The sequence below is a fragment of the Allobosea sp. WAO genome (genome assembly GCF_001509835.1).
Taxonomy (GTDB): Bacteria; Pseudomonadota; Alphaproteobacteria; order Rhizobiales; family Beijerinckiaceae; genus Allobosea.
The window spans coordinates 692,974-717,400 of sequence record NZ_JXTJ01000006.1 but is presented as its reverse complement, the minus strand read 5'-3'; the positions used below and the strand labels follow the sequence as shown (position 1 = coordinate 717,400).

At 66.1% G+C, this 24,427-nt stretch carries 17 protein-coding genes; 12 read left to right on the top strand and 5 right to left on the bottom strand.

Annotation, left to right across the window (positions count from 1 at the left end; genetic code table 11):
• Positions 1-72 precede the first annotated feature (72 nt).
• The 7 genes from DK26_RS12535 to DK26_RS12505 all read left to right on the top strand — a co-directional run bounded on the left by DK26_RS12535 (position 73) and on the right by DK26_RS12505 (position 8,413).
• Entirely contained in the window at positions 73-1,725 is a 1,653-nt protein-coding gene (locus DK26_RS12535) for an ABC transporter substrate-binding protein (RefSeq protein WP_248309940.1), read from the top strand.
• A gap of 206 nt (positions 1,726-1,931) precedes the next feature.
• The gene (locus DK26_RS12530; protein ID WP_066472482.1) at positions 1,932-3,530 is read left to right on the top strand and encodes an ABC transporter substrate-binding protein; all 1,599 of its coding nucleotides are present in this window, start codon (positions 1,932-1,934) and stop codon (positions 3,528-3,530) included.
• Positions 3,531-3,753: 223 nt separating this feature from the next.
• Positions 3,754-4,707, top strand: coding sequence for an ABC transporter permease (locus tag DK26_RS12525; protein WP_066472666.1), 954 nt, complete (start codon positions 3,754-3,756; stop codon positions 4,705-4,707).
• A gap of 1 nt (position 4,708) precedes the next feature.
• Positions 4,709-5,608: an ABC transporter permease gene (locus DK26_RS12520; RefSeq protein WP_066472479.1), complete on the top strand. Its 900-nt coding sequence runs from the start codon at positions 4,709-4,711 to the stop codon at positions 5,606-5,608.
• Between the two features lie 2 nt (positions 5,609-5,610).
• Positions 5,611-6,651 (top strand): ABC transporter ATP-binding protein, encoded by a 1,041-nt coding sequence (locus DK26_RS12515; protein ID WP_066472476.1) that lies wholly within the window; start codon positions 5,611-5,613, stop codon positions 6,649-6,651.
• On the top strand, positions 6,648-7,643 hold the full coding sequence (locus tag DK26_RS12510) for an ABC transporter ATP-binding protein (protein WP_066472473.1): 996 nt from the start codon (positions 6,648-6,650) through the stop codon (positions 7,641-7,643). Before DK26_RS12515 ends, DK26_RS12510 begins: the two co-directional genes overlap by 4 nt.
• Before the next feature lie 32 nt (positions 7,644-7,675).
• A complete protein-coding gene (locus DK26_RS12505) occupies positions 7,676-8,413 on the top strand; it encodes an aspartate/glutamate racemase family protein (protein ID WP_066472470.1) in 738 nt (245 codons plus the stop codon).
• A gap of 114 nt (positions 8,414-8,527) precedes the next feature.
• On the opposite strand, the gene DK26_RS12500 is transcribed toward DK26_RS12505, so the two are convergent.
• From DK26_RS12500 to DK26_RS12490, 3 genes are all read right to left on the bottom strand, one after another.
• Positions 8,528-9,040, bottom strand: a complete 513-nt coding sequence (locus DK26_RS12500; RefSeq protein ID WP_066472468.1) for a tripartite tricarboxylate transporter TctB family protein — start codon at positions 9,038-9,040, stop codon at positions 8,528-8,530.
• Between the two features lie 99 nt (positions 9,041-9,139).
• Positions 9,140-10,126, bottom strand: coding sequence for a tripartite tricarboxylate transporter substrate binding protein (locus tag DK26_RS12495; RefSeq protein WP_248309952.1), 987 nt, complete (start codon positions 10,124-10,126; stop codon positions 9,140-9,142).
• A 126-nt stretch (positions 10,127-10,252) separates the two neighbouring features.
• On the bottom strand, positions 10,253-11,767 hold the full coding sequence (locus tag DK26_RS12490; RefSeq protein WP_066472464.1) for a tripartite tricarboxylate transporter permease: 1,515 nt from the start codon (positions 11,765-11,767) through the stop codon (positions 10,253-10,255).
• 265 nt (positions 11,768-12,032) lie between these two features.
• Between DK26_RS12490 and DK26_RS12485 the strand changes: the two genes are divergently transcribed.
• The 3 genes from DK26_RS12485 to frc are packed head-to-tail and all read left to right on the top strand — an operon-like array spanning position 12,033 to position 15,805.
• Positions 12,033-12,719 carry a GntR family transcriptional regulator gene (locus tag DK26_RS12485; RefSeq protein WP_066472461.1) on the top strand — a complete coding sequence of 229 codons (687 nt, stop codon included), beginning with the start codon at positions 12,033-12,035 and terminating at the stop codon, positions 12,717-12,719.
• A 60-nt stretch (positions 12,720-12,779) separates the two neighbouring features.
• Positions 12,780-14,516 (top strand): oxalyl-CoA decarboxylase, encoded by a 1,737-nt coding sequence (gene oxc / locus DK26_RS12480; protein WP_066472460.1) that lies wholly within the window; start codon positions 12,780-12,782, stop codon positions 14,514-14,516.
• Between the two features lie 14 nt (positions 14,517-14,530).
• The gene (frc, locus tag DK26_RS12475) at positions 14,531-15,805 is read left to right on the top strand and encodes a formyl-CoA transferase (RefSeq protein ID WP_066472459.1); all 1,275 of its coding nucleotides are present in this window, start codon (positions 14,531-14,533) and stop codon (positions 15,803-15,805) included.
• 252 nt (positions 15,806-16,057) lie between these two features.
• Here frc and fdhF read toward each other — a convergent pair whose 3' ends face one another.
• On the bottom strand, positions 16,058-18,832 hold the full coding sequence (gene fdhF / locus DK26_RS12470; RefSeq protein WP_066472456.1) for a formate dehydrogenase subunit alpha: 2,775 nt from the start codon (positions 18,830-18,832) through the stop codon (positions 16,058-16,060).
• A complete protein-coding gene (locus tag DK26_RS12465) occupies positions 18,829-20,541 on the bottom strand; it encodes an NAD(P)H-dependent oxidoreductase subunit E (RefSeq protein ID WP_066472454.1) in 1,713 nt (570 codons plus the stop codon). The genes fdhF and DK26_RS12465 overlap by 4 nt, the downstream gene beginning before the upstream one ends.
• 324 nt (positions 20,542-20,865) lie before the next feature.
• Between DK26_RS12465 and DK26_RS12460 the strand changes: the two genes are divergently transcribed.
• Together DK26_RS12460 and sucC are read left to right on the top strand one after the other, a co-directional pair.
• The gene (locus tag DK26_RS12460; protein WP_066472451.1) at positions 20,866-23,043 is read left to right on the top strand and encodes an acetate--CoA ligase family protein; all 2,178 of its coding nucleotides are present in this window, start codon (positions 20,866-20,868) and stop codon (positions 23,041-23,043) included.
• A 186-nt stretch (positions 23,044-23,229) separates the two neighbouring features.
• On the top strand, positions 23,230-24,426 hold the full coding sequence (gene sucC, locus DK26_RS12455; protein WP_066472448.1) for an ADP-forming succinate--CoA ligase subunit beta: 1,197 nt from the start codon (positions 23,230-23,232) through the stop codon (positions 24,424-24,426).
• The last annotated feature ends 1 nt before the right edge of the window (position 24,427 follow it).

Sequence of the window (24,427 nt, the reverse complement as noted above, 5' to 3'; positions counted from 1 at the left end):
TGGCATGCCGGTTGCTAGCTCCCCCGGCAGATCCGCGCGAACCAACGCCGGGCTGCACAGGGGAGCATGATCATGTCGTCGAAGACTTTTACGCGCGCCGGACTGCTGGCGCTGGGGATTTCAACCGCACTCGGTACTGCAGCCCTCGCGCAGGAAAAGATCCTGCGCATCGGCATGACCGCCGCCGACATTCCGCGTACCCACGGCCAGCCGGACCAGGGCTTCGAGGGCAATCGCTTCACTGGCATCCCGATGTATGACGGGCTGACCAACTGGGACCTGTCCTCGGCCGATAAGGCGAGCGTCGTCATTCCCGGGCTCGCCACCGAATGGGCTGTCGACGCTGCCGACAAGACCAAATGGGTGTTCAAGCTGCGCCCCGGCGTGAAATTCCAGGACGGCTCGGCCTTCGATGCCGCAGCGGTAGTCTGGAACGTCGAAAAGGTGCTCAACAAAGAGGCAGCGCATTTCGCTGCCGATCAGGTGGGCGTTACGGTCTCGCGCATGCCGACGCTGAAGTCGGCGAAGGTCGTCGATCCTTTGACCGTCGAGCTCACCACCTCAGAGCCCGACGCCTTCCTGCCGATCAACCTGACCAATCTCTACATGGCCTCGCCAGCGCACTGGGCGGCCAAGCTCGCGGCGGTTCCGGCCTCGGTCACTGATGCCGGCGAGCGCGCCAAGCAGGCCTGGGCCGCCTTCTCGGCCGATCCTTCGGGCACGGGGCCGTTCAAGGGCGTGCGGCTCGTGCCGCGCGAGCGCTTCGAGATGGTCGCCAACAAGGACTACTGGGACAAGGCGCGCGTGCCGAAGGTCGACCGGGTCGTCCTGCTGCCGCTGCCGGAGGCGAATGCCCGGACCGCGGCGCTCCTCGCCGGCCAGGTCGACTGGATCGAGGCGCCGGCGCCGGACGCCGTGCCGCAGATCAAGCAGCGCGGCTTCTCCGTCTACACCAACGCCCAGCCGCATGTCTGGCCCTGGCAACTCTCCTTCGCCGAAGGCTCGATCTGGCTCGACAAGAAGGTCCGCCACGCGGCCAATCTCTGCATCAACCGGACCGAGCTCAAGGAACTGCTCGGTGGGCTGATGGAAATCCCGAAAGGGACCGTGCCGCCCGGCCATCCCTGGTGGGGCAATCCGAAGTTCGAGATCAAATACGACCTCGAAGCCGCCAAGAAGCTGATGACCGAGGCCGGTTTCTCCGCCGCCAAGCCGGCCAAGGTGAAGGTGCTGACCTCGGCCTCGGGCTCCGGCCAGATGCAGCCGCTGCCCATGAACGAGTTCATGCAGCAGGCGCTGAAGGACTGCTATTTCGACGTCGCGCTCGAGGTCGGTGAATGGAACGCGGTCTTCACCAACTGGCGCGAAGGCGCCAAGCACGCCAATGCCCGCGGCGCCAACGCCACCAACGTCACCTATGCGGCGATGGACCCGTTCTTCGCCATGGTCCGCTTCGTCTCGACCAAGACCTTCCCGCCAGTCTCCAACAACTGGGGCTATTTCGGCAATGACGAGTTCGACAAGCTGATCGCCGACGCACGCACCTCGTTCGACGGCACCGCGCGCGACGCGGCGCTGGCCAAGCTCCATGCCCGCATCGTCGAGGAAGCGCCCTTCGTCTGGGTGGCGCACGATGTCGGACCGCGCGCGATGAGCGCCAAGGTCAAGGGCGTGATCCAGCCGAAGAGCTGGTTTATCGACCTCGCGCCGATGTCGATGGAGTGACGCGGCCGTAGGCTTCACGCGCTCCGCGATGGTCGGGCTCGTCCCGACCATCCACGGCTTCGCTTCGCCAGCCAAAAGCCGTGTCCAGGACAATGCTCGCCACCAGGGCGAGCACGACGGCGAGGCTCCAAGACCCTTCCCCCCGGATCGCATGGCATGGCGCTTGCTACGCCGGATCAGGAACTCTTCCAGCTCAAAGGTGCACGATGGTCCGTTCCGCTCTCGCCTGGTCGCTCGCCGCCGGCGTCGCTCTCTTCGCCCAGCAGGCCTTCGCGCAGGGCACCTTGCGCATCGGCATGACCGCCTCGGACATTCCGCTGACGACAGGCCAGACCGACCAGGGCGGCGAAGGCATGCGCTTCATGGGCTATACGGTCTACGACGCGCTGATCAACTGGGACCTTTCCAGCGCCGACAAGCCCTCGGACCTGAAGCCCGGCCTCGCCACCGCCTGGACGGTCGACGCCAGCGACAAGACGAAATGGGTCTTCACCCTGCGCGAGGGCGTGAAGTTCCATGACGGCTCCGAATTCACCGCCGAGGCGGTGGTCTGGAACCTCGACAAGCTCCTGAAGAACGACAGCCCGCAATTCGACCAGCGTCAGGCGGCGCAGGGGCGTTCGCGCATTCCAGCCGTCGCCAGCTACAAGGCGCTCGACAAGTACAAGGTCGAGATCACCACCAAATCGCCCGACGCGACGCTGCCCTACCAGATCGCCTGGGTGATGATGTCCTCGCCCACGCAATGGGAGAAGCTCGGCAAGAGCTGGGAAGCCTTCGCCAAGACCCCGTCCGGCACCGGCCCCTGGCAGCTCACCGCCTTCCAGCCGCGCGAGCGGGCCGAGCTCGCGCCGTTCAAGGACTACTGGGACAAGGCGCGCGTGCCCAAGCTCGACAAGCTCGTGCTGCTGCCGCTGCCGGAGCCGAATGCGCGCGCCGCGGCGCTGCGCTCCGGCCAGGTCGACTGGATCGAGGCGCCGTCCCCGGACCTGCTGGCCTCGCTGAAGGGGGCCGGCTTCAAGATCGTCACCAACGCCTATCCGCACAACTGGACCTGGCATCTCTCGCGCATCGAGGGTTCGCCCTGGAACGACATCCGCGTACGCAAGGCCGCCAATCTCGCCATCGACCGCGAAGGCCTAAAGGAACTGCTCGGCGGCATGATGATCCCGGCCGAAGGCTTCTACCCGCCCGGCCATCAGTGGTTCGGCAATCCGAAGTTCAAGCTGAAGCTCGACCAGGCCGAGGCGAAGAAGCTGCTCGCCGAGGCCGGCTACTCGCCGGCGAAGCCGCTCCAGACCAGGATCCTGATCTCACCCTCCGGCTCGGGCCAGATGCAGCCGCTGCCGATGAACGAGTTCGTCCAGCAGAATCTCGCCGAGGTCGGCATCAAGGTCGATTTCGAAGTTGTCGAGTGGAACACGCTGATCAACATCTGGCGGGCCGGCGCGAACCACGACTCCTCCCGCAAAGGCACCGGGATGAACTACACCTACTTCATCCAGGACCCGTTCACCGGCTTCATCCGCCATCTGCAATGCGATCTGAAGCCGCCGGCAGGCACCAATTGGGGCATCTATTGCGACCCCGAGATGGACAAGCTCTTCGACCAGATCCGCACCACCTTCGATCCGGCCGAGCAGACCAAGATCCTGCAGAAGACACATGAGAAATACGTCGACGACGCGCTCTTCCTGATGGTGACACACGACGTCAACCCGCGCGCCATGTCGCCGAAGGTCAAGGGCTTCGTGCAGGCGCAGAACTGGTTCCAGGACTTCTCGCCGATCACGATGGACAAGTGAGGCTGAAGATGCGGGAACGGGCCGAGAGCACCCTTCTGCGGCCTCGCGGCGCCGAAGCCGCGATCGCGTCGCAGTCCTTGCCGTCATGGTCGGGCTTGTCCCGACCATCCACGCCTGCGCTGGTCGAGGACCGTGGCAAAGACGTGGATGCTCGCCACAAGGGCGAGCATGACGGCTTGGAGACCGCCGCAGCTCTCGCTTGGTCGACGCGGTCGAGGCTCGGATGCTGACCTATCTCGCCAAGCGTATCCTTTACGTCCTGCCGGTGGCGCTCGGCGTCAGCCTGTTCTGCTTCCTGCTCGTCCATATCGCGCCCGGCGACCCGCTGACCTCGGTGCTGCCTCCCGATGCTTCCCAGCAGATGCAGGAGGAGATCAGGAAGCTCTACGGCTTCGATCGCCCGCTGCCGGTGCAGTTCGGCCTCTGGCTGTGGAAGGCGGTCCAGGGCGATCTCGGCACCTCGATCGCGACCGGGCGGCCGGTCGCCGCCGAGGTCTGGCGCGCGGTCGGCAACACCTTGCTGATCGCCTGCCTCGCCACCGTGATCGGCTTCGTGCTCGGCTGCTTCTTCGGCTTCGTCGCCGGCTATTTCCGCGGCTCCTTCCTCGACAAGTTCGCTTCGATGCTGGCTGTGCTCGGCGTTTCCGTGCCGCATTACTGGCTCGGCATGGTGCTGGTCATCGTCTTCTCGGTGCAGCTCGGCTGGCTGCCGCCGGGCGGGGCCGGCCCTGGCGGCTCGGCCGCCTGGAAATGGGACTGGGAGCATGTCAGCCACATGATCCTGCCGGCGGTCACCATGTCGGTGATCCCGATGGGCATCATCTCGCGCACCGTGCGCGCACTCGTTGCCGACATCCTGAACCAGGAGTTCGTGCCGGCGCTCAGGGCCAAGGGCCTGATGGATTTCGGCGTCTTCCGCCATGTCGTGAAGAACGCCGCGCCGACCGCGCTGGCCGTGATGGGCCTCCAGCTCGGCTATTTGCTCGGCGGCTCGATCCTGATCGAGACGGTGTTCTCCTGGCCGGGCACCGGCTTCCTGCTCGGCAACGCCATCTTCCAACGCGACCTGCCGCTGCTGCAGGGCACGATCCTCGTGCTGGCGATGTTCTTCGTCGGCCTCAACGTGCTCGTCGACATCGTCCAGGGCCTGCTCGACCCACGTGTGAGGAGGCGCTGAGATGAGTGCGGTCACCGCGGCGAGCGTCCCCGCAACCACCAGCGCGCCGACGCCGGCGCGCTCGCCGGGCTACTGGTCGGGCGTCTTCAGGCGCTTCCGGCGCGACAAGGTCGCGGTCGGGGCCGGCATAGTCGTCCTGCTGATCATCCTGATGGCGATCTTCGCCGACCAGATCGCCCCGGCCGATCCTACCCGCTCCTCGATGCTCCGGCGCCTGCGCCCGATCGGCACGCCCGGCTACCCGCTCGGCGCCGACGAGCTCGGCCGCGACATGCTCTCGCGCCTGATCCACGGCGCCAGGCTCTCGCTGTTCATGGGCGTGGTGCCGGTCTTCATCGCCTTCGTGTTCGGCTCGCTGATCGGCGTCTCCGCCGGCTTCTTCGGCGGCAAGTACAACACGATCACGATGCGCACCGTCGACATCTTCTACGCCTTCCCCTCGGTACTGCTGGCGATCGCCCTCTCCGGGGCGCTGGGCGCCGGCATCTTCAACTCGCTGCTGTCGCTGACCATCGTCTTCATCCCGCCGATCGCGCGCATCGCCGAGAGCGTGACGACGCAGGTGCGCTCGATGGACTATGTCGAAGCGGCCAGGGCGAGCGGCGCAGGCCCGGGCACGATCATCCGCGTCCATGTCCTCGGCAATGTGCTCGGCCCGATCTTCGTCTACGCGACGAGCCTGATCTCGGTCTCGATGATCCTGGCCTCGGGCCTCTCCTTCCTCGGCCTCGGCACCAAGCCGCCGACCCCGGAATGGGGGCTGATGCTGAACACGCTGCGCACCGCGATCTATGTCCAGCCCTGGGTCGCGGCCCTGCCGGGCGTCGCGATCTTCATCACCTCGATCTCGTTCAACCTGCTCTCGGACGGGCTGCGCTCGGCCATGGATGTGAAAGGCTGACCATGTCGCTGGCACTCTACGTCGAGGACGGGTCGGATCGCGGCGGCGCCGGCACGCCATTGCTGGAAGCCCGCGCGCTGACGAAGCACTTCCCGCTCGGGCGCGGCGCCGTGGTGCGTGCCGTGGACGGCGTCGATTTCCAGGTGCTGAAGGGCGAGACGCTCGGCGTCGTCGGCGAATCCGGCTGCGGCAAGTCGACCACTGCTCGCGTTGTGATGCAGCTCATCCCGCAGGATGCCGGCCAGATGCTGTTCGATGGCGAGGCGGTCGGCAGCGCGGCGCTCTCGCTCAAGGACTATCGGCGCCAGGCGCAGATGGTCTTCCAGGACAGCTACGCCTCGCTCAACCCGCGACTGACCATCGAGGATTCGATCGCCTTCGGCCCGACCGTCCATGGCGTCGCAAAGACTGGCGCCATTGCCCGCGCTCGTGACCTGCTCGCCCGCGTCGGGCTCGATCCGGAGCGCTTCGCGGCGCGCTATCCGCATGAGCTCTCCGGCGGCCAGCGCCAGCGCGTCAACATCGCCCGCGCGCTCGCGCTCGGACCGCGCCTCGTCATCCTCGACGAGGCCGTCTCGGCGCTCGACAAATCGGTCGAGGCGCAGGTGCTCAACCTGCTGATGGATCTGCGCGAGGAGTTCGGGCTGACCTACATCTTCATCAGCCACGACCTCAACGTCGTCCGCTTCATCAGCGACCGCGTCATGGTGATGTATCTCGGCGAGGTCGTGGAGATCGGCCCGGTCGACGAACTCTACGAGGATCCGCGCCACCCCTATACCCGCGCGCTGCTCTCGGCGATGCCGTCCATGGACCCGGACAACCGAACGATGGAGGCCCCGCTCGCCGGCGACCCGCCGAACCCGATCAACCCGCCCGAGGGCTGCCGCTTCCACCCGCGCTGCCCGCAAGCGCAGACCGTCTGCGCCAAGGCGAAGCCGGCGCTGACCCCGACCGGCACGGGGGCGAGGCTCGCCGCCTGCCATATGGAGATTCCCGGCTCGGGCCATAGCCGCGCGCCGGCGCTGGAGGACGCGGCATGAACTCATCTTTACCAGGCGCGCCCCTCGTCGCGATGGAGAACGTCACGGTGCGCTTCCGCGGCGCCCAGACCGTCCATGCCGTCAACGGTGTGACGCTCACGCTGGAGCCCGGCAAGGTGCTCGGCATCCTCGGTGAATCCGGCTCGGGCAAGAGCGTGACGCTGAAGACGCTGCTCCGGCTGCTGCCGGAGAGTCGCACCGATATCGGCGGCTCCGTCATGGTCGACGGCAGGGACGTGCTGGCGCTCGGCCCGCAGAAGCTCGCCGATTATCGCGGCCGCGTCACCTCGATGATCTTCCAGGACCCGATGCTGGCGCTCGACCCGGTCTACACGGTCGGCGAGCAGATCGCCGAGGCGATCACGCGCCATGAGAAGATCGGCCGGCGCGAGGCGATGCAGCGCGCGCTCGAGCTGCTGCAGCTCGTCCGCATTCCCTCGCCGGTGCGGCGGCTCAAGGCTTATCCGCACGAAATGTCGGGCGGCATGCGCCAGCGCGCGATGATCGCGCTGGCGCTCGCGGCCCGGCCGAAGCTGCTGCTCGCCGACGAGCCGACGACCGCGCTCGACGCCACCGTGCAGATCCAGATCCTGCTGCTGCTGCGCCAGCTCCAGCGCGATCTCGGCATGGGCGTGATCTTCGTCACCCACGACATCGGCGTCGCAGTCGAGGTCTCGGACCGGCTCGCCGTGATGTATGCCGGCCAGATCGTCGAGACCGGGACGGTGCGGGAGCTGATCAGCAACCCGCAGCACCCCTATACCAAGGGGCTGCTCGCCGCGAACCTGCACGGCGCCAGGAAGGGCGAGCGGCTCGAGGCCATTCCCGGCGCGCCGCCGGCGCTGAACGAGGCGCCGTCCTCCTGCTCGTTCGCGCCGCGCTGCCGGCAGGCCGTCGAAGCCTGCCAGAACAGCTTGCCGCCGGCGGTGACGCTGGGCGAAGGTCGCATCGTGCGCTGCGTCCAGACCGAGGCTGCGCTGCAGCCGGCCTGAGCACGATCATCAGAGCCTCTCCGGGAGCTTCCTTGCGCATCCTCGTCCTCAATCCCAACACCAGCCCGGAGATGACCGCGCTGGTGATGCGCGTGCTCGCGCCCCTGACGCCGGCCGGTGTCGAGCTGCGCCCGGCGACCGGCCGCTTCGGCGCGCGCTACATCTCCAGCCGCAGCGCCGGCGCGATCGCCGGCCATGCGGCGCTCGACGCCTATGCCGAGAATGGCGGCGATTGCGACGCGGTCTATCTCGCCTGCTTCGGCGATCCCGGGCTGATGGCGCTCAAGGAACTGGCGAGCGTCCCGGTGGTCGGCATGGCCGAGGCGGCCTGCCGTCAGGCGACCGAGCGCGGCGGGCGCTTCTCGATCGTGACCGGGGGCGAGCGCTGGGGGCCGATCCTCACCGAGTTCGTTGCCTCGCTTCGCCTCGGCGCCAGCCTCGCCGCCGTCGAGACGGTGGCGCCGACCGGTGGCGACATCGCCAACGACCCGGAAGGCTCGATCGCGCTTCTGGCGCAGGCCTGCCGGCGCACCGCGGAGCGGGATGGCGCCGGCGCGGTCATCCTCGGCGGCGCCGGCCTCGCTGGGCTTGCGGAACGCGTGCAGCCCCATGTCGACGTCCCGGTGATCTGCTCGACGAAAGCCGGTTTTGCCGCCGTGCTCGAAGCCGCGCGGAACCCATCGCCGAAGCCATCTGCCGGGGATCTCGCGCTGCCGGCGCCCGTCACGAGCACCGGCCTCTCCGATGCCCTCGGCCGCCTTTTGGGATAGGGCGAACATCACCCCTCGCCATTTCACGACCGGAAGCAGAGATCGGACGAGCGCAGCGGCGCGCGCGCAGGCTACCGCGCTATCGCGCTCGAACTACTCCCGCAGCTTCGAAAATCAGTAGCCGAAGGCGGTCTCCAGCGGCCCTTTCGGCAGCGGGACCAGGAACCAAACCTCGAACATCATGAAATTCACGATCGCGAGGCCAAGCGAGACCGCAAGGGCCTTCCACACCGGGAACTTGCCGAAGAACACCATGAAGGTCCCGACATAGATCGCGGCCGAGACGTAGATGCCGATATAGTTCGTCGCGAACACGAAGAGGACGGCGGGGACGAAGATCGCCGCCATGCGCATGATGCCGGGGACGGTCGTCGCGGTCTTCTCGCCGCCCGGCGTCCGCGGCAGTGCCTGGGCCAGGTTGACGAGGGACGCGATGCCCATGGCGAGGACGATGTAGAAGGGAAAGAGACCCGGGCGCGGTCCCTCATTCGGCTTCCAGGTGATCCCGAGGCGAAGGCTGTCGACCATGACGATCGCGCAGACGACAAGGAAGAATAGCGCGACTGCGATATCCAGCGTGCGGTAACTGAAGAGCGGGCGACCTTCGGCTTCTTCGTTGCTGCTCATTGTGTTGCTCCTCGCTGGCTCCAGCCCCGGAACGTCAGCTCTGTGATGATTGGCCGATCGGAGCGCGATCGCTTGCGCCGCGCTCCGATGTTGTCGAACTTACTGCGTCGCGAGGAAGCCGTTCTTCTTCATCAGATCCGCATGCAGCGCTTCGGCGCTGGTCAGCCACTTTTCGAATTCAGGGCCGGTCATGAAGGTCTGGTTGAAGGCGCCCTTCTCCATGAACTCCTTCCAGTCCGGCGTCGCCATCACCTTCTGAAGCAGGTCGACATAGAAGGCGACCTGCTCGGGCTTGGCGTTCTTGGTGGTGAAGATGCCGCGCAGCATCTGGTACTCGACAGGCAGACCCGTTTCCTTGCAGGTCGGGATGTCGCTCCAGGCTTCCTTCTCGGTGACCTTGTTGGTGTAGGTCGAGCGCTTCGCATCGAAGATGCAGAGCGGGCGCAGCTGCCCGGCCCGCCATTGGCCGACAGCCTCGATGGGGTTGTTCACCGTCGAGTCGACGTGGTTGCCGACGAGCTGCACCGCGACTTGTCCGCCGCCGGCATAAGGTACGTAAGTGAACTTCTTGCCGCCGGTCTGCTCCTCGATCGCCGCCGTGACGATCTGGTCTTCCTGCTTCGAGCCAGTGCCGCCCATCTTGAACGAGCGGTCCTCGCCAGCCTTCACCGCGTCGACATAATCCTTCGTCGTCTTGTAGGGCTTCTCGCTGTTCGTCCACAGGATGAACTGGTCGAGCGCCAGCATCGCGACCGGCTTCATGTCCTTCCAGTTGAAGGGCGAACCGGTGCCGAGCGGGGTCGTGAACAGGTTCGACAGGGTGATGGTGATCTTGTGCGGATCGTTCGCGCTGGACTTCATCTCCAGGAAGCCTTCGGCGCCCGCGCCACCGGCCTTGTTGATCACGATCAGCGGCTGCTTCATCAGATTGTGCTTCTGGACGACGCCCTGGATGAAGCGCGCCATCTGGTCGGCGCCGCCGCCGGTGCCCGCCGGGATCACCAGCGTCACGGGCTTGGTCGGCTCCCACTTCTGCGCCCAGGCCGGCGCTGCCAGGCAGGCGCTTGCGGCCAGCGCTGCCGCTATTGTCTTAGGCTTCGACACTCCCCTCCGGATCATCACGCTTCCTCCCTTTATTGGCGGCTTTGGCGCCGCGTTGGTAAAGTCACGAAGGCGAATATGAATATGTTGTGAGAGCCGCGCCGGACGGCGTCAGGCCGTGCGGGCGACAGCGCCGTTGCCCGAGAACTTGGCGCGCAGGGCCTGCAGCGCCGGCCAGAAGGCCATCACCATGCCGAGCGTCATGATGCCGCCGCACAGCCAGTTCGACCAGAAGATGCCGACATGGCCCTGCGAGACCAGCATGGCCTGGCGGAAGGAGCTCTCCGCCTGATCTCCCAGGACCAGCGCGAGAACCAGCGGCGGCAGCGGGTAGCGCAGCTTGTTGAACAGGTAGCCCAGCACACCAAAGGCCAGCATCATCCAGACGTCGAACATCGCGTTGTTCACAGTGTAGGCACCGATGGCGCAGATGAAGACGATGGACGGCGCGATGATCGAGAAGGGCACGCGCAGGATCGCGGCGAACAGCGGCACGCAGGTCAGCACCATGACGAGGCCGACGACATTGCCGAGATACATCGAGGCGATCAGGCCCCAGACGAACTCCTTCTGCTCGACGAAGAGCAGCGGGCCAGGCTGCAGCCCCCAGATCAGGAGACCGCCGAGCAGCACGGCTGCGGTCGGCGAGCCGGGGATGCCGAGAGTCAGCATCGGCAGCAGCGCGCTGGTGCCGGCGGCATGGGCCGCGGTCTCCGGCGCGACCACGCCCTCTAGTTCGCCCTTGCCGAAATTGTCGCCGCGCTTCGACAGGCGCTTGGCGATGCCGTAGCCCATGAAGGAGGCTGGCGTCGCGCCGCCCGGCGTGATGCCCATCCAGCAGCCGACGATGCAGCTGCGCAGGAAGGTCAGCCACATCCTCGGCAATTGCTTCCAGGTACGGATCACCGCGTCCATGCGCAGTTTGGCGGCGGCGCCGTTGAATTTCAGGCCGTCCTCCATCGAGCAGAGGATCTCGCCGATACCGAACAGGCCGATGACGGCGACCAGGAACTTGAAGCCGTTCAGGAGTTCGTCCTGTCCAAATGTCATCCGCAGCGTGCCGGTCACGCCGTCGAGGCCGACGGTGGCCAGCGCGAAGCCGAGGCACATCGAGGCGACAGTCTTGAACGCTGAGCCACGCCCCATTCCGATGAAGCTGGCGAATGTCAGGAATTGAACCGCGAAGAACTCTGCTGGCCCGAATTTCAAGGCGAATTTCGCGACCACCGGCGCGAGAAACGTAATCAGCACGACGGCGAAGATCGCGCCGACGAAAGAGGCGGTGAAGGCACCGACCAGCGCTTCGTCGGCCTTGCCGTTCTGCGCCATCGGATGGCCGTCGAAGGTCGTCGCCACCGACCATGGCTCGCCCGGGATATTGAAGAGGATCGAGGTGATGGCGCCGCCGAACAGCGCGCCCCAGTAGATGCTCGTCAGCAGAATGATCGCCGCAGTCGGCGGCATGCTGAAGGTCAGCGGCAGAAGAATGGCGACACCGTTGGCCCCACCCAGCCCTGGCAGAACGCCGATGACGACACCGAGCGTGATGCCGATCACCATGAGCATGAGGTGGTAGGCGGAGAGGGCAACGGCGAATCCGCCGAACAAGGCGTTCAGTTCATCCATAGCGCTTCGTCCCCACAGATTGGCCGTGTTCTGGGACCGCGCAATGACCAACGCAGAACCGACTGGCCTTGTTTGAGTTAGCCTAGGATGAAACTTGGTGGCATGCAATATGCCATATTTGGATGCGCTGCAGCATAATAGTTGCGGGATTTGCGCCGTTGCGCGACCATTTCTTTCATTATATGGTATGCCAGAAACCACCGCTTCGGGTCGCACACTCTGCGTGACGGCGCCCGAGCAAGGCAGCACGGAAATCGACTTCGTCATGGTCAAGGCACAGCTTGAAATTCAGCCCATCGAGGAGGTGCAGAGCCTCAAGAGCCGCACCTATGAGGCGCTGAAAGCCGCGATCGGAGCGATGAAGATCTATGATGCCGGCGCCGAGCTGCGGCTCGACGAACGCGCGCTCTCGCTGCAGTTCGGCGTCAGCCGCACGCCGCTGCGCGAGGCCCTCGCCCAGCTCGAGCAGGAGGGCCTGGTCAGGATCGCCCCGCGCCGCGGCATCTTCATCGTGCGCAAGACCAAGGCCGAGATCCTCGAGATGATCACGGTCTGGGCCGCGCTCGAGAGCATGGCCGCGCGGCTCGCCACCGAAGTCGCCTCCGACGAGGAGATCTCGGGGCTGCACGGCCTCGTCGACACCTTTGACAGCGACGCGATCGAAGAGCACATGGGCGAGTATTCCGACGCCAATATCCGCTTTCACGCGGCGATCATCGCGCTCTCGGGCTGCAAGCTCATCGCCGAGATCACCAACGGCCTGTTCACGCATGTGCGCGCCATCCGCCAGCGCACGATCTTCGAGCGGGACCGGGCCCGCCGCTCCATCGTCGATCACAAGGAGATCATCGAGGCGCTGGAAACGCGCAACGGGGAACGCGCCGAGCGTCTCGTCCGCGAGCACACGCTCAAGCTGAGACAGCATGTCGAGCAATTCGTCCTGCTCGATTGAGCAGGACCGAGGCAACAGCAAAATATCCAATAAAAAACAATAGACTAGGGAGGAAGCGGGATGTCCGCAGTCGTACAAAGCATCTCTTCTGCCGCGCCTGAAGCAGCGCGCGAGCTGACCGACGGCTTCAATCTCATCATCGATGCGCTGAAGCTCAACGGCCTCGACACCATTTATGGCGTGCCGGGCATCCCGATCACCGATTTCGGCCGCATGGCGCAGGCGGCCGGCATCCGCGTGCTCTCGTTCCGCCATGAGCAGAACGCCGGCTACGCGGCCTCGATTGCCGGCTTCCTCACCAAGAAGCCTGGCATCTGCCTCACCGTCTCGGCCCCCGGCTTCCTCAACGGCCTGACCGCGCTCGCGCATGCGACGACGAACTGCTTCCCGATGATCCTGATCTCCGGCTCGTCGGAACGCGAGATCGTCGACCTGCAGCAGGGCGACTATGAGGAGATGGACCAGCTCGCCGTCGCCAAGCCCCTCTGCAAGGCGGCGTTCCGCGTCCTGCACGCGCAGGACATCGGCATCGGCCTCGCGCGAGCGATCCGCGCCGCGGTCTCAGGCCGGCCCGGCGGCGTCTATCTCGACCTGCCGGCCAAGCTGTTCGGCCAGGTGATGGACGCCGAAGAGGGCCGCAAATCGCTGGTCAAGGTGATCGACGCCGCTCCGGCGCAGTTGCCGGCGCCGGAATCGATCCAGCGCGCGCTCGCCGTGCTGAAGGGCGCCAAGCGGCCGCTGATCATTCTCGGCAAGGGCGCGGCCTACGCCCAGGCGGACGACGAGATCCGCCAGCTCGTCGAGAAGAGCGGCATTCCCTTCCTGCCGATGAGCATGGCCAAGGGGCTGTTGCCGGATCTCCACCCGCAATGCGCGGGTGCGGCGCGCTCGACCGTGCTGAAGGATTCCGACGTCGTCATGCTGATCGGCGCGCGGCTCAACTGGCTGCTGTCGCACGGCAAGGGCAAGAGCTGGGGCGATCAGCCCAAGAAGTTCATCCAGATCGACATCGAGCCCAAGGAAATGGACTCCAATGTCGAGATCGTCGCCCCCGTGGTCGGCGATATCGGCTCCTGCGTTTCGGCCCTGCTCGCGGGCATGGGCGGCACCTGGCAGGCGCCCCCAGCCGAGTGGACGCAGGCCGTCGCCAAGAAGCGCGACGAGAACGTCGCCAAGATGGCGCCGCGCCTGATGAACAACAACGTCCCGATGGACTATCACGGTGCGCTCGGCGTGCTGCGCACCATCATCGCGGAGCGCCCTGACGCGATTCTGATCAACGAAGGCGCCAACACGCTCGATCTCGCGCGCGGCGTCATCGACATGCACCAGCCGCGCAAGCGCCTCGACGTCGGCACCTGGGGCGTGATGGGCATCGGCATGGGCTACGCCATCGCCGCCGCCGTCGAGACCGGCAAGCCGGTGCTGGCGGTCGAGGGCGATTCGGCCTTCGGCTTCTCCGGCATGGAGGTGGAGACGATCTGCCGGTACAACCTGCCGGTCTGCGTCGTCATCTTCAACAATAACGGCATCTACCGCGGCACCGACGTCAACACAGCCGGCGACGACCCAGCCACGACCGTGTTCGTCAGGGATGCTCGCTACGACCGCATGATGGAGGCGTTCGGCGGTGTCGGCGTCAACGCGATCTCGCCCGACGAGCTGAAACGCGCCGTCAACGCCGCGATGGACAGCGGCAAGCCGACCTTGATCAACGCGGTGATCGACCCGACCGCCGGCAGCGAGAGCGGCCGCATCGGCAATCTCAATCCGCAAAGCGCACTCAAGAAGAAATAAGGGAGGGAGCAGACATGAAAGCGCTAGAAGGCGTCAAGGTTCTCGATTTCACCCATGTCCAGTCCGGGCCGACCTGCACGCAGCTCCTCGCCTGGTTCGGCGCCGACGTCATCAAGGTCGAAAGGCCGGGCACCGGTGACATCACGCGCGGCCAGCTCTGCGACGTGCCGGATGCGGACAGCCTCTACTTCACGATGCTGAACCACAACAAGCGCTCGATCACGCTCGACACCAAGAATCCCAGGGGCATGGAGGTGCTCTGGGAGATGGTGAAGGTCTGCGACGTCATGGTCGAGAACTTCGCCCCTGGCGTGCTCGACCGCATGGGCCTGACCTGGGCGAAGGTGCACGAGGTCAACCCACGCATGATCGTCGCCTCGATCAAGGGCTTCGGCGCGGGCCCCTATGAAGACTGCAAGGTCTACGAGAACGTCGCCCAGTGCGCCGGCGGCGCGGCCTCGACCACCGGCTTCCGCGATGGCGTACCGCTCGTCACAGGCGCCCAGATCGGCGATTCGGGAACCGGCCTGCATCTGGCGCTCGGCATCGTCACCGCGCTCTACCATCGCACCCATTCCGGCCTCGGCCAGAAGGTCGATTGTGCGATGCAAGATGGCGTGCTCAATCTCTGCCGCGTCAAGCTGCGCGACCAGCAGCGGCTCGATCACGGCCCGCTCAAGGAATACAGCCAGTTCGGCGAGGGCGTGCCCTTCGGCGACGCCGTGCCGCGCGCCGGCAATGATTCCGGCGGCGGCCAGCCCGGCCGCATCCTGAAATGCAAGGGCTGGGAGACCGACCCCAACGCCTACATCTATTTCATCACCCAGGCCCCGGTCTGGGAGAAGATCTGCGATGTCATCGGCGAGCCCACCTGGAAAACCGATCCGAACTACGCCAAGCCGCCGGCACGCCTGCCCAGGCTGAACGAGATCTTCGGGCGGATCGAAGAGTGGACCATGACCAAGACCAAGTTCGAGGCCATGGACATCCTCAACGAATACGACATCCCCTGCGGGCCGATCCTTTCGATGAAGGAGATCGCCGAGGAGAAGTCGTTGCGCGAGACCGGTACGGTGGTCGAGGTCGACCATCCCAAGCGCGGCAAGTACCTCTCGGTCGGCAACCCGATCAAGCTCTCCAATAGCCCGTCCGAGGTCAAGCGCTCGCCGCTGCTCGGCGAACACACCGACGAGGTGCTGCGCGACGTGCTGAAGCTCGACGAGGCTCGGATCGCGGCGATCGTCGAATCCGGCGCCACGGGGGCGGTGACGCGCGCCGCGGCGGAATAGTCCAGACCCAGATCAAATCGCGATAGGGGGGCGGCGCCTCGGCAACGAGGCCCGCCCCTTTTTCATGCGCGAAGCCTCGCCGCGGACGCAGCAACGGCGCAACTCGCGCCGCAGCGCCCGCACCTGATCGCGCCAAGCGCCAAAAGGAGAAAGGCGGCGGAGCTCCCTCCGCCGCCTTTCTCCGTTCTATTCATGCTTGTGCGAAGGGACGCCGCGCCGTGTCGCCAGCCCTCGGCTCAGCTCCGCCCGCCCCTACTCGGCCGCCGTGGTCAGTGCCTGATCGACCGGAAGCGCCCTGACCGCGCAGAACTTGAACTCGGGAATCTTCCCGAACGGGTCGAGCGCCGGATTGGTCAGGAGGTTCGCCGCCGCCTCGGCATAGCAGAACGGCAGGAAGACCATGTTCTGCGGCACGTCCCGGTCGGAGCGCACCTTGACCGCGACGGCGCCGCGGCGCGTCTCCAGCCTGACGAAGCCGCCGGGCACGATGCCGAGGCGCCCGAGATCGCGCGGCGACATCAGCGCCACCGCCTCCGGCTCGAGATCGTCGAGCACGCCGGCCCGCCGCGTCATCGAGCCGGTATGCCAGTGCTCGAGCACGCGCCCGGTGGACAGCACCATCGGATACTCGTCATCCGGCACTTCGTCCGGCGCGACGATCTTCGCCGGCACGATCCTGGCCCGCCCGCTCTCGGTCGGGAAGCCGCGGGCGAAGATGATCTCGTTGCCGGGCTGGTCGGGACCGTCGACCGGATAGGTCACCGCCCCCTCGCGCTCCAGCCGCTCCCAGGTGATGTTGCGGAAGGACGGCATGACCAGCGCCATCTCGGCGAAGACATCGGCTGGGCCATCATAGTTCCAGCCGCAGCCCATCCGGCGGGCGACTTCCTGGATGATCCACCAGTCCTGCCGGGCATCGCCCGGCGGGCGCAGGACCTGCCGGGCGATCTGGACCCGCCTGTCGGTGTTGGTGAAGGTACCGACCTTCTCGGCGAAGGCGGAGGCCGGCAGCACGACATCGGCGTGGAAGGCGGTCTCGGTCAGGAACAGGTCCTGCACGACGAGATGGTCGAGCATCGCCAGCGCCTCGCGGGCATGATTGAGGTCGGGATCCGACATGGCCGGGTTCTCGCCCTCGATATACATGCCGTTGATCTGCCCGGCATGGATCGCGTCCATGATCTCGACAACGGTGAGACCGCGCTTCGGATCGAGCGACTGGCCCCAGAGATCCTCGAAGATCGCGCGCACCGCATCCTTCTCGACCGATTGATAGTCCGGATAGACCATCGGGATCAGGCCGGCATCGGAGGCGCCCTGGACATTGTTCTGGCCGCGCAGCGGATGCAGGCCGGTGCCCGGCCGGCCGATCTGGCCGGTGACCATGGCAAGCGCGATCAGACAACGGGCATTGTCGGTGCCGTGGATGTGCTGGCTGACGCCCATCCCCCAGAAGATGATCGAGGCGCGCGAGCGGGCATAGGCGCGCGCGACCTCCTTCAGCGTCTCGGCGGGAATGCCGCAGACCGCCTCCATCTTCTCCGGCGGGAAAGCCTGGATGCTCTCCTTCAGCCGCTCATAGCCTTCGGTGTAGCCGGCGATGTACTGCTCGTCGGTCAATCCCTCGGTGATGATGGTGTGCAGCAGCGCGTTCAGCATCGCAACGTCGCTGCCCGGCTTGAAGGCGAGATGCTTCCAGGCATGGCGCGAGAGCGTCTGGCGCCGCGGGTCCATGACGACGAGCTTGGTGCCCTTCTTGGCGGCGTTCTTGATAAAGGTCGCCGCCACCGGATGGTTCACCGTCGGATTGGCGCCGATGACGATGATCACCTCGGCGTCGAGCGCCGCCGCGAACGGCGCGGTGACCGCGCCGGAATTGACGCCCTCCATCAGGGCCGCGACCGAGGAGGCGTGGCAGAGCCTGGTGCAATGGTCGACATTGTTGGAGCCGAAGCCGGTGCGCACCAGCTTCTGGAAGAGATAGGCCTCCTCGTTCGAGCCCTTGGCCGAGCCGAAGCCGGCGAGTGCCTTGCGGCCCTTCTCGTCGCGGATGCGGTTGAGCCCCTGCGCCGCGAGATCGAGCGCCTCCTCCCAGGAGGCCTCGCGGAAATGCGTCCAGGGATTGGCCGGATCGACCTGGTCGCGCGCATCCTTCGGCATGTTAGGCAGCCGCACCAGCGGCTTGGTCAGCCGGTGCGGATGGTGGATGTAGTCGAAGCCGAAGCGGCCCTTGACGCAGAGCCGGTTATGGTTGGCCGGCCCGTCGCGCCCTTCCGCGTAGACGATCTCCTCGTCCTTGACGTTGTAGGTCACCTGGCAGCCGACGCCGCAATAGGGGCAGAGCGAATCGACCTTCCTGTCGGGCCAGACGGTGCGCGTCTGGTTCGCGTCGAGGAAGGCCGCGGGCATCAGCGCCCCCGTCGGGCAGGCCTGCACGCATTCGCCGCAAGCGACGCAGCTCGACTGGCCCATCGGGTCGTCGAAATCGAAGACGATCTTGGCGCCGGCACTGCGATAGGCCATGCCGATCACGTCGTTGACCTGAACCTCGCGGCAGGCCCGCACGCACAGACCGCACTGGATGCAGGCGTCGAGATTGACGCTCATCGCGGTGTGGCTGACATCCGAGCTCCAGCGCGCCACGGCCGGGAAGCGGCTTTCGGTGACGCCGGTCCGCTCGGCCCAGTTCCAGAACTTCGAGGTCGGATCATGGGAGGTCTCGCGCGCCGGCTGGTCGGCCACGAGCAACTCCATCACCATCTTGCGGGCCTTCTCGGCCCGCTCGGTCCCGGTGTGGACCTTCATGCCGACGGTAGGCTTGCGCATGCAGGAGGCGGCGAGCACGCGCTCGCCCTCGATTTCGACCATGCAGGCGCGACAATTGCCGTCGGCCCGGTAATCGGGCTCCGGCGAATAGCAGAGATGCGGAATCGCGGTGCCGAGGCGCTGCGCCACCTGCCAGATCGTCTCGCCATAGGCGGCCTCGACGCGCTCGCCATTCAGTTCGAAGCTGATGCCTTGGGTCATTCTGCGGCATCCCTCGTCATGAATTCCTCGGGGAAGTAACGCATCACGCAGGACAGCGGGTTCGAGGCCGCCTGGCCGAGCCCGCAGATCGAGGCGTCGCGCATCGCTTGCGAAAGCTCGCCGAGCAGCTCCTGGTCCCAGACAGGGCGTTGCATCAGCATCACCGCCTTCTGCGTGCCGGCACGGCAGGGCGTGCACTGGCCGCAGCTCTCGTCCTCGAAGAAGCGCATCAGGTTGAGCGCGGCGCCGCGCATGTCGTCCTGGTCGGAAAGCACGACGACGGCGGCCGAGCCGATGAAGCAGCCATGCTTCTCCAGCGTGCCGAAATCGAGCGGGATGTCGTCCATCCGCGCCGGCAGGATGCCGCCGGAGGCGCCACCCGGCAGATAGGCGTGGAAGCGGTGGCCGTCCTGCATGCCGCCGCAGAACTCGTCGATCAGCTCGCGGATCGTCACGCCCGCCGGGGCGAGCTTGACGCCGGGCTCCTTGACCCTGCCGGAGACCGAATAGCTGCGCAGGCCGGTGCGGCCGTTGCGGCCATGGGAATTCCACCAGCCATTGCCCTTCTCGACGATGTCGCGGATCCAGTAGAGCGTCTCGACATTGTTGATCAGCGTCGGCTGGCCGAAGAGCCCGACCTGGAAGGGATAGGGCGGCTTGTGCCGCGGCAGCCCGCGCTTGCCCTCGATGCTCTCGAGCAAGGACGATTCCTCGCCGCAGATATAGGCCCCTGCCCCGCGGCGCATATGGATCGCCGGGCCGCCCGACGGCAGCTTGGCGATCTCGCGCGTCAAGATCTCGCGCGCCAGCGGGTATTCGTCGCGTAGGTAGATGTAGACGTCTGTGGCCGCGACGACATGGGCGCCGATCAGCATGCCCTCGAGGAAGCGGTGCGGATCGGTATTGAGATAGTGCCGGTCCTTGAAGGTGCCGGGCTCGCCCTCGTCGCCATTGATCGCCATCAGGCGCGGCCCCGGCTCACCGAGCACGGCGCGCCATTTGCGCCCCGTCGGGAAGCCCGCACCGCCGAGCCCGCGCAGCCCGGAATCGTCGAGGACGGCGAGGATCGAATCGACGCTGCGCTCGCCGGAGCGCAGGCTGTCGAGCAGCTGATAGCCGCCGCCCGAACGATAGGCGTCGTAGTCGACGTATTCGGCCATGTGCGGGTGGGTGTCGCCCGCCTCGATCGCGGCGAGGACGCTCTGCTTGGTCGCCGCATGCAGGAAATGATGGCCGACTTCCGCCACGGGAGCCTTGTCGCAGAGGCCGAGACAAGGCGCCCGGACGACCCGGAAGCTCGGCCCGGCGGCGTGGCTCAGGCTCGCGAGCAGCTCTTCCGAGCGATGCATTGCGCAGGTAAGGCTGTCGCAGACGCGCACCGTCAGCGGCGGGAGCGTCGGCTCGCCTTCCTTCACGATGTCGAAATGAGCGTAGAAGGTCGCGGTCTCGAAGACCTCGGCGAAGGACAGCCGCATCTCATCCGCCAGCGCCGCCAGATGCGCCGCCGAGATCTGGTGATAGCGGTCCTGGATCAGATGGAGGTGCTCGATCAGAAGGTCGCGCCGGCGCGGGCGCTCGCCGAGCAGTTCCGCGATCTCCTGCAGAGCGCGAGGCTCGACCTGCCGGCCCTTGGGCGTCGATCGGGCACGTTTCCGGCCGAGGCCGGGATGCTCGAAAGCATGGACATTGTGGCTATGCTGCCCGCTCATCGGCCGAACCGTCCTCCCACCGGGCACCAGGGCCCCGTTTTGCCCCGTGCCGTTGTCCCGGCACTTGCAGCAAAGCACGAGGTTATCTGAAAGATTCTAAGGTGCCAACCTCTGGCATGCATAATGCCAGATTAGAAATCGCTTCCCAGGAAGCATCCACGCTCACCTCCTCGTCTCACGGATTCCGGTCGCCGATCCCCTCTTGACAGCGACGCGAATTGGCATGCCAAATACCAATCAAGATCCCGAACCAGGCGGACGCACCGAAAAACGGGCAGCCCGACGAGGATCGGCAAAAGAAGATTCCAAGGGAGGAAGTGCATCATGGCGACGCAGGCTGCCCTCAAGATCAAACCCGGTGAAACAGCAGGAGACCAGGCGACCGTCCGCAAGGTCCTGGACGGGGTCAAGGCGGATGGCCGCACCGGCCTGACCGCCCCCGAGGCCAAGCTCGTCTGCGACGCCTACGATATCCCGCTGCCCAAGGAAGGCCTCGCCAAATCGGCCGACGACGCCGTCAAGCTCGCGAGCGGCATGGGCTACCCGGTCGTGATGAAGATCGTGTCCGCCGACATCCTGCACAAGACCGATGCCGGCGGCGTGATCGTCGGCGTCAAGAGCGACGCCGAAGCCCGCTCCGCCCATGACACGATCCTGGCCAATGCGAAGAAGTACAAGGCCGACGCCAAGATCGAGGGCATCCAGGTCCAGCAAATGCTGCCCTCGGGCGCAACCGAGACGCTGGTCGGCGCGATCACCGACCCCTCCTTCGGCAAGCTCGTGGCGTTCGGTCTTGGTGGCATCCTCGTCGAGGTGCTGAAAGACCTGACCTTCCGCCTGGCGCCGGTCAACGAGGCGCAGGCGCTCGACATGATCGGCTCGATCAAGGCCAAGGAAATGCTCGACGGCGTGCGCGGCGGCGATCCGGTCGACCGCAATGCCCTCGCCGCCATCCTCGTCCAGGTCTCGGCGCTGCTCGACGATTTCCCGGAGATCGAGGAACTCGACCTCAATCCCGTCTTCGCGACGAAATCCGGCGCGACCGCGGTCGATGCCCGCATCGTCTGCAATTTCGAGGCGCGCAAGGAGCGCTTCCGCCCGGACCAGGACGCCATCGTCACGGCGATGAACCGCATCTTCCATCCGAAGGCCGTGGCGGTGATCGGTGCTTCCAACGAAGCCGGCAAGATCGGCAATTCGGTGATGAAGAACCTGATCAATGGCGGCTACAAGGGCACCATCGTTCCGGTGCACCCGAAGGCCGACACGATCGAAGGCATCAAGGCCTACAAGTCGATCCTCGACTATGACGGGGTGGTCGACGTCGCGGTCTTCGCCGTGCCGGCGAAGCTCTGCAACGGCGCCATGGACGAAGTCGGCCGCAAGGGCGTGCCCGGCGCGGTGATGATCCCCTCCGGCTTTGCGGAATCCGGCGAGCCCGAGCTGCAGGAAGAGCTGCTGGCGACGGCCCGCAAGCACAATGTCCGGATCATGGGGCCGAACATCTACGGCTTCTACTATACGCCGGAGAACCTCTGCGCGACCTTCTGCACGGCCTTCGACGTCAAGGGCAAGGCGGCCCTGTCCTCGCAGTCCGGAGGCGTCGGTATGTCGATCATCGGTTTCGCCCGCTCGACCAAGATGGGCGTCTCCTCGATCGTCGGCCTCGGCAACAAGTCGGACCTCGACGAGGACGATCTCCTGACCTTCTTCGAGCAGGACCCGAACACCTCGGTCATCGCGATGCACTGCGAGGACCTGAAGGATGGCCGCGCCTTCTCCGAAGTCGCCGAGCGCGTCTCCAAGAAGAAGCCGGTGATCGTGCTGAAGGCGGGCCGCACCGCCTATGGCGCTAAGGCCGCCGCGTCCCATACCGGCGCGCTCGCCGGCAACGACAAGATCTATGACGACATCCTCAAGGCGTCCGGCGTCATCCGCGCGCCCTCGCTGCGCGGCATGCTCGAATATGCGCGCGGCGTGCAGGTCCTGCCGGCGCCGAAGGGCGAGAACGTCCTGATCATCACCGGCGCCGGCGGCTCCGGCGTGCTGCTCTCGGACGCCTGCTTCGACAACGGCCTGACGCTGATGAAGATGCCGGACGATCTCGACGCAGCCTTCCGCAAGTTCATCCCGCCCTTCGGCGCGGCCGGCAACCCGGTCGACATCACCGGCGGCGAGCCGCCGCTGACCTACCAGAACACTGTCCGGCTCGGCCTCAACGACGAGCGCATCCACGCGCTGATCCTCGGCTACTGGCACACGATCGTGACCCCGCCGCTGGTCTTCGCCGACAAGATGATCGAGGTCGTCACCGAGGCGCGCGCCAAAGGCATCGACAAGCCGATCGTCGCCTCGCTGGTCGGTGACGTCGAGGTCGAGAAGGCCTGCGAGAAGCTCTACGACCATGGCATCGTGGCCTATCCGTACACCACGGAAACGCCGGTCGAAGTGCTCGGCGCCAAGTACAAGTGGGCGCGCGCCGCCGGCCTGATCAAGGGCTGAGCGCCAGGCTCCCGCTTCCGCCGACGCCCGGACTCCGTCCGCCGCCGGCCGCACGCTCCGCGTGACCGCCGCTCCCTTCCCGCTGGAGGGGAGCGGCGCCCCATACAACGTTCAAGGCTTGTGTTCCGAATGGCCGGCGCCTCGGAAAGGCCCGGTCGCTCTCCCCGACATTCGAGAGAGATCGCGATGAACATCCATGAATACCAGGCGAAGGGGTTACTGAGGGAATTCGGCGTACCCGTCCCGGACGGCTTCCCGGTGCTCTCGGCCGAGGATGCCGAGACGGCTGCGAAGCGCCTGCGCGGGCCGGTCTGGGTGGTGAAGTCCCAGATCCATGCCGGCGGCCGCGGCAAGGGCAGTTTCAAGGAGCCGGAAGCCGGCGAAAAGGGCGGCGTGCGCCTGGCGAAGTCGATCGAGGAAGCGAAGACCTTCGTCCAGCAGATGCTCGGCAACACGCTGGTGACGGTGCAGACCGGCCCGGCCGGCAAGCAGGTCAACCGGCTCTATATCGAAGACGGCTCGCAGATCGACCGCGAATTCTACCTCTCCATGCTGGTCGACCGCGAGACCTCGCGCGTCTCCTTCGTCGTCTCGACCGAGGGCGGCATGGATATCGAGGCGGTCGCCCACGACACGCCCGAGAAGATCAAGACTTTCTCGGTCGACCCGGCCTCCGGCATCATGCCGCTGCACGGCCGCACCGTCGCCGAGGCGCTCGGCCTTTCCGGCGATCTCGCCAAGCAGGCCGAGGATCTGACGGCGAAGCTCTATGCGGCCTTCATCGCCAAGGACATGGCGATGCTCGAGATCAACCCGCTGATCGTCACCAAGGACGGCAAGCTGCGCTGCCTCGATGCCAAGATCTCCTTCGACGACAACGCGCTCTACCGCCACCCGGACGTCTACAACCTGCGTGACGAGACCGAGGAGGACGCCAAGGAGATCGAGGCGTCGAAGTATGACCTCGCCTATATCGCGCTCGACGGCACGATCGGCTGCATGGTCAACGGCGCCGGCCTCGCCATGGCGACGCTCGACATCATCCAGCTCTACGGCGAGAGCCCGGCGAACTTCCTGGATGTCGGCGGCGGCGCCTCGGAAGAGAAGGTCACGGCGGCCTTCAAGATCATCACCGCCGATCCCAATGTGAAGGGCATCCTGGTCAACATCTTCGGCGGCATCATGAAATGCGACGTCATCGCCCGCGGCGTGATCGCGGCGGTGAAGACGGTCGGGCTCGAAGTGCCCCTGGTCGTGCGGCTGGAGGGAACGAATGTCGAGGAAGGCAAGGCGATCATCCGCTCCTCCGGCCTCAACGTCATTCCGGCCGACGACCTCGACGATGCCGCCCAGAAGATCGTCGCCGCCGTGCGCAAGGCGTGAG

What these genes read in the sequence shown, in the direction of transcription:
- DK26_RS12510 (WP_066472473.1), top strand. Translation starts at nt 6,648, where the DNA reads ATGAACTCATCTTTACCAGGCGCGCCCCTCGTCGCGATGGAGAACGTC.
- DK26_RS12500 (WP_066472468.1), bottom strand. Translation starts at nt 9,040, where the DNA reads ATGAGCAGCAACGAAGAAGCCGAAGGTCGCCCGCTCTTCAGTTACCGC.
- DK26_RS12515 (WP_066472476.1), top strand. Translation starts at nt 5,611, where the DNA reads ATGTCGCTGGCACTCTACGTCGAGGACGGGTCGGATCGCGGCGGCGCC.
- DK26_RS12465 (WP_066472454.1), bottom strand. Translation starts at nt 20,541, where the DNA reads ATGAGCGGGCAGCATAGCCACAATGTCCATGCTTTCGAGCATCCCGGC.
- DK26_RS12485 (WP_066472461.1), top strand. Translation starts at nt 12,033, where the DNA reads ATGGTCAAGGCACAGCTTGAAATTCAGCCCATCGAGGAGGTGCAGAGC.
- sucC (WP_066472448.1), top strand. Translation starts at nt 23,230, where the DNA reads ATGAACATCCATGAATACCAGGCGAAGGGGTTACTGAGGGAATTCGGC.
- DK26_RS12490 (WP_066472464.1), bottom strand. Translation starts at nt 11,767, where the DNA reads ATGGATGAACTGAACGCCTTGTTCGGCGGATTCGCCGTTGCCCTCTCC.
- DK26_RS12525 (WP_066472666.1), top strand. Translation starts at nt 3,754, where the DNA reads ATGCTGACCTATCTCGCCAAGCGTATCCTTTACGTCCTGCCGGTGGCG.
- DK26_RS12520 (WP_066472479.1), top strand. Translation starts at nt 4,709, where the DNA reads ATGAGTGCGGTCACCGCGGCGAGCGTCCCCGCAACCACCAGCGCGCCG.
- frc (WP_066472459.1), top strand. Translation starts at nt 14,531, where the DNA reads ATGAAAGCGCTAGAAGGCGTCAAGGTTCTCGATTTCACCCATGTCCAG.
- oxc (WP_066472460.1), top strand. Translation starts at nt 12,780, where the DNA reads ATGTCCGCAGTCGTACAAAGCATCTCTTCTGCCGCGCCTGAAGCAGCG.
- fdhF (WP_066472456.1), bottom strand. Translation starts at nt 18,832, where the DNA reads ATGACCCAAGGCATCAGCTTCGAACTGAATGGCGAGCGCGTCGAGGCC.
- DK26_RS12530 (WP_066472482.1), top strand. Translation starts at nt 1,932, where the DNA reads ATGGTCCGTTCCGCTCTCGCCTGGTCGCTCGCCGCCGGCGTCGCTCTC.
- DK26_RS12460 (WP_066472451.1), top strand. Translation starts at nt 20,866, where the DNA reads ATGGCGACGCAGGCTGCCCTCAAGATCAAACCCGGTGAAACAGCAGGA.
- DK26_RS12535 (WP_248309940.1), top strand. Translation starts at nt 73, where the DNA reads ATGTCGTCGAAGACTTTTACGCGCGCCGGACTGCTGGCGCTGGGGATT.